Origin of the sequence: Nocardia exalbida NBRC 100660, from assembly GCF_000308575.1 — a bacterium.
GTDB classification, from domain to species: Bacteria; Actinomycetota; Actinomycetes; order Mycobacteriales; family Mycobacteriaceae; genus Nocardia; species Nocardia exalbida.
The window spans coordinates 1-1729 of the sequence record NZ_BAFZ01000006.1 but is presented as its reverse complement, the minus strand read 5'-3'; the positions used below and the strand labels follow the sequence as shown (position 1 = coordinate 1729).

The 1729-nt window shown below is 67.7% G+C and carries 1 protein-coding gene; it reads left to right on the top strand.

Features of this window, described 5'->3' with window-relative positions; translation table 11 throughout:
* Positions 1–1729, top strand: a 1729-nt coding sequence (gene acs / locus ON29_RS02505) for an acetate--CoA ligase (RefSeq protein WP_040864493.1), incomplete at both ends; no start/stop codon positions are given.

Genomic DNA, 1729 nt, shown 5'->3' with positions numbered 1-1729 from the left:
GCGGAGTTCGCCGCCCAGGCGAACGCCGACGCCGGGCTCTACCAGCGGGCGACGGCCGACCGCGACGCGTTCTGGGCCGAGCAGGCCGGGCGGCTGCACTGGCATGAACCGTTCACCCAGGTGCTGGACTGGAGCGACGCGCCGGTGGCGAAGTGGTTCGTCGGCGGCAAGCTCAACGTCGCCTACAACTGCGTGGACCGCCACGTCCTGGACGGACACGGCGACCAGGTCGCCATCCACTGGGAAGGCGAACCCGGCGACTCCCGCGCCATCACCTACGAACAGCTGCGGGACGAGGTCTGCCGGGCCGCCAACGCCCTCACCGAACTCGGTTTGGTGGCCGGGGACCGGGTCGCGATCTACATGCCGATGGTCCCCGAAGCCATCGTCTCCATGCTCGCCTGCGCCCGCCTCGGCCTCACCCATTCCGTGGTCTTCGCCGGATTCTCCCCCACCGCGCTACGCCAACGCGTCGACGACGCCGCCGCCCGCCTGGTCATCACCACCGACGGACAGTGGCGCCGCGGCAAACCCGCCCCCCTGAAAGAAGCCGTCGACGAAGCCCTCCACGCCCACGGCGACACCCCCTCCAGCGTGGAGCACGTGCTGGTGGTGCGCCGCACCGGCATCGAAGTCCCCTGGACCGACGGCCGCGACCTGTGGTGGCACGACACCGTCACCACCGCCTCCCCTCAGCACGAAGCCCAACCCTTCGACGCCGAACACCCCCTGTTCATCCTCTACACCTCCGGCACCACCGGAAAACCCAAAGGCATCCTGCACACCACCGGCGGCTACCTCACCCAAACCGCCTACACCCACCACACCGTCTTCGACCACAAACCCGGACACGACATCTACTGGTGCACCGCCGACATCGGCTGGGTCACCGGCCACAGCTACATCGTCTACGGCCCCCTCGCCAACCGCACCACCCAAATCCTCTACGAAGGCACCCCCAACTCCCCCACCGAACACCGCCACTTCGAGATCATCGAAAAATACGGCGTCACCATCTACTACACCGCCCCCACCCTCATCCGCACCTTCATGAAATGGGGCAGACACATCCCCGCCGCCCACGACCTGTCCTCACTGCGGCTACTCGGCTCGGTCGGCGAACCCATCAACCCCGAAGCATGGCGCTGGTACCGCGAGGTCATCGGCGCCGGCCGCACTCCCATCGTCGACACCTGGTGGCAAACCGAGACCGGCGCCATCATGATCTCCCCCCTGCCCGGCGTCACCGCCACCAAACCCGGCGCCGCCATGACCCCACTACCCGGCATCTCCGCCCGAGTCGTCGACGAAGAAGGCAAACCGGTCGGACGCGGCGACACCGAAGCCAACGGCTACCTCGTGCTCGACCAACCCTGGCCATCGATGCTGCGCGGCATCTGGGGCGACGCCGAACGCTACAAAGCCACCTACTGGGAACGCTTCGCCGAACAAGGCTGGTACTTCGCCGGTGACGGCGCCAAACTCGACACCGGCGGCGATCTGTGGATCCTCGGCCGCGTCGACGACGTCATGAACGTCTCCGGCCACCGAATCTCCACCGCCGAAGTCGAATCCGCCCTCGTCGGCCACCACACCGTCGCCGAAGCCGCCGTCGTCGGCGCCACCGACCCCACCACCGGCCAAGGCATCGTCGCCTTCGTCATCCTCACCGCCCACGCCCACAACAGCGGCACCACCCTGATCGACGACCTCAAAAACGAAGTCGCCC